Below are 3,928 nucleotides of genomic sequence, written 5' to 3' on the forward strand. Positions count from 1 at the left end.
TAGAAAATCCAAGTCAGGCAGATATTCAAAAGGAATTGGAGTCAACGGCTGCACTACTTGCCCAACGAGAAATCGAAGACCTGATTAATTTACCAGAGATGACTGCACTAGAATCGCTGGCAGCTATGTCAATCCTATCAAATATGGGATCTGCTGCATTTATAATGTTACCAGCACTGTGGATACTGATTACTTGCAAAACAATAAATTTATTAATCAACTACGGTAATGCTATCTGGTCATCACTATATTATGCCTGCTATGGGTTTGTTCTATGTGGAGTTGTTCAAGACATTGAATTAGGTTATGAGTTCGGCAAATTGGCTCTGGGTTTGGCAGAACGGTTGAATGCCAAAAAAGGAAACTCGAAAACATTAATGTTTTCGAGTTTCCATATCCTGCACTGGAAGGTGCATCTTAGGAAGATAATACCCATGTTGGCTGATGTGTATCGAAATGGAGTGGAAACTGGAGACTTTGAAACTGCTGGTTATGCTGCATACGGCGTGTGCCATAAATCATTTTTTGCTGGAGAGGAACTTACCCAACTAAAACAAAAAACAGCAACTTACAGCAAAGCGATCAACCAAATTAGACGAGAAAGCCCCTCGAATTGGCTGGCAATATTGCGGCAGACCATTCTTAACTTGCTAGACAGGGCTGAGAATCCCAGCCGCTTAATCGGTAGACTATGTATTGAAGATGAGGCGTTGCCACACGCTATTGCAATTAAAGATGGAACTGCAATCCAAATACTCTATTTGCACAAAGTCATGTTGTGTTATCTGTTTGAAGAACACCATCAAGCTGTACAGACTGCTATTTTGGCAAGGCAATATTTTGAAGAGGTGACAGCAATAACGGTTCTGCCTATATTCTGTTTCTATCATTCTCTGGCGCTTTTGAGCCTATCGCTTGAAGCTTCAAACTCTGAAAAAGCAGCTTGGCTAAGTTGTGTTAGCTCCAACCAAGAAAAGATGCAAAAATGGACGAGTCATGCCCCAATGAATTATCTCCATAAATTTTATTTAGTTGAAGCAGAGAAAGCGCGAGTCTTAGGGCAGTTCTTTAAGGCTGAAGAGTTTTATGAACGAGCGATCGCAGGTGCTACCGAAAATGAGTATATCCAGGAAGAAGCATTAGCTTATGAATTAGCGGCTAAACATTATCTAGCGCGAGGTCGGGAAAAGATTGCTCAGACCTACATGAAAGAGGCGCACTATTGCTACGATCGCTGGGGCGCGATCGCTAAAGTCAAAGACTTAGAAACTCGCTATCCACAGTTCTTTCCTCAGTCGTCTAGAGCTGCTTCCACATCAATTCCTGGTACTGCTGGAACTATCACTAATCCCTTCCATACTGCTTTCGATTTAGCAGCAGTAATGAAAGCTTCACAGGCGATTTCTCGTGAAATTGAACTGAATCAACTGCTGCGATTACTGATGCAAACTTTAATTGAGAATGCTGGCGCACAAACCGGATATCTGATTTTAGAAAACTCAGGAGAATGGTCGATTGAAGCGGCTTGTGAACTCAATGCCGATGAGAATGCTTGTGCGGCTCAGGTGTTGCCGTCTATTCCAATTACCGATCAATTGCCAGAATCAATCATTCAATATGTGATTCGGACTCTGAAGCCTGTCACCTTGAATGATGCGACTCGTGAAGGTGCTTTTATTAATGAGCCATACATTCAACAGAACCAGCCTCAATCTGTTTTCTGTTTGCCACTGCTGAATCAAGCCAAGCTGGTCGGTGTATTGTATTTGGAAAATCGGTTAGCAGTTGGAGTATTTACACCAGAGCGAGCGCAGGTCTTGCAGCTATTATCGACTCAAGCAGCGATCGCCATCGAAAATGCCAACCTTTACTCAGAACTGCAGGCTAAGGAAAGCAAGATCACCCAGTTCCTCGAAGCGATTCCGGTGGGAATTGCGATCGTAGATGCGACGGGTTGCCCTTACTATGCCAACCAATGCAGCAATCAACTCCTAGGCAAAGAAACTGATCCTTCCATAGCACCGGAGCAGCTCTCAGAGGCTTATCAGCTTTATGTAGCGGGAACGGATCAAATCTATCCAGCGGAGAGCTTGCCTAATGTAAGGGCATTAAGGGGCGAACGTATTAGGACTGAGGATATAGAAATTCGTCGAGATCATGTCACAATTCTACTTGAGGCACGGGGAACACCAGTTTTTGATCAACAGGGCAATATCGCTTATGCGATCGCTACCTTTGAGGACATTACAGAGCGCAAACAAGCCGAGAAACTCCTAGCCGACTACAACTGCACTTTAGAGCAACAGGTCGCAGAACGAACTGCTGCGTTACGACAAAGTGAAGCAAATTATCGCAACCTGCTACAAACCGCGAATTCCGTCATCATTTGCTATGACACGCAAGGACGAATTCGATACATCAACGATTATGGGGTGAAACTCCTGGGCTATGAAGAACATGAGATTGTAGGGCGAACCTTATTTGAAACCATCATTCCAGACATCGAAACCTCTGGACGCGATGTCAAACCATTTGTTCACGATTTACTTCGCAATCCTCAATCGTACCCGCAAGGCGAAGGTGAAAACCTGTGTCGAGACGGTCGGCGGGTTTGGATGACCTGGTCTAATCAAGCTATCTTCAATGACCAGGGAGAGGTCGTTGAAATCTTATCGGTTGGCAATGACACCACCCAGCGTAAACAAGCAGAAGAGGCTTTACAACGCAGTGAAGCTAAGTTCCGAACTATTTTTGAAAACTCGCAGGTTGGCATCTACCGCACTCGCCTCTGTGATGGATTAATTCTCGAAGCCAATCAACGCTTTGCCGATCTGTTTGGCTTTGATTCACCAGAGGAGGTGATTGGGCTGAAACACACTACAGACTGTTATGTGAATCCCAGCGATCGCCAGCAAGCTATTGAATTGCTGAAGCGTGATGGTGAACTGCAAAACTTTGAAGTGCAACTGCAAAAACGAGATGGCACGCTATTTTGGGGACTTTGCTCTACTCGTCTGAATGCAGCCGATGAATGCATCGAAGGTGTGATTGCGGATATTAGCGATCGCAAACAAGCAGAAGCAGCCCTGCAAGCCTCAGAGACAAAGCTACGGACTCTAATTGAGGCAATTCCCGATCCATTGTTTGTACTGTCTGCTGAAGGGCGAATCCTTGAAATAATGGTACTGGAACCAGATCTGCTATGGCAACCCTATGAAGAGATGATTGGTCAAACCATGCATCAAATCGGAAAGGAACAAGCTGATGAATTTCTAGGTTATATTCAGCAGGTGCTGAGAACTCAACAAATCCTCACGGTCGAGTACAGTATATTTCTAAATGGACGAGAAGCCTGGTTTTCGGCTCGCATTGCCCCAATTGACCACGATCAGGTGATTTGGCTGGCGCGAGATATTACGGCGCTGAAGCAAGCAGAAGAAGCCTCAATTTTAGAGGAGCGCAACCGCATGGCACGCGAAATTCACGACACACTTGCTCAGTCGTTTACAGGCATTCTGGCTCAGGTAGGTGCTGCAAAACAGGTGCTAACGGATGATTTAGAAGCAGCTGGGGCACACCTAGATCTGATCAAAGAATTGGCACGAACTGGACTGACTGAAGCGCGGCGATCGGTTGTCGCGCTCCGTCCTCAGCTTTTGGAAGAGGGCAATTTACAGAGCGCTCTACATCGTCTCATCGCTCAAACTAGAACTGCCGCAATGGATACCACTCTATATTATGAGATTGAGGGTACAGTGTATTCTCTACCCACTGAAGTCGAGAATAACCTATTGAGGATCGGGCAGGAAGCATTAACCAATTCAATCAGACACGCCAATGCTGACGAAATCCGAGTGCAGCTAGTTTACGATCGCGATCAGGTTTGCTTGCGCGTGAAGGACAATGGACAGGGCTTTGGAGTCGGGAA

At 45.4% G+C, this 3,928-nt stretch carries 1 protein-coding gene; it reads left to right on the forward strand.

Annotation, left to right across the window (positions count from 1 at the left end):
* Positions 1-3,928: PAS domain S-box protein (locus tag H6G26_RS39605; protein ID WP_190737351.1), on the forward strand; the 3,928-nt coding region annotated here is incomplete at both ends.

This window comes from Nostoc sp. FACHB-888, from assembly GCF_014696655.1.
GTDB lineage: Bacteria > Cyanobacteriota > Cyanobacteriia > Cyanobacteriales > Nostocaceae > Nostoc.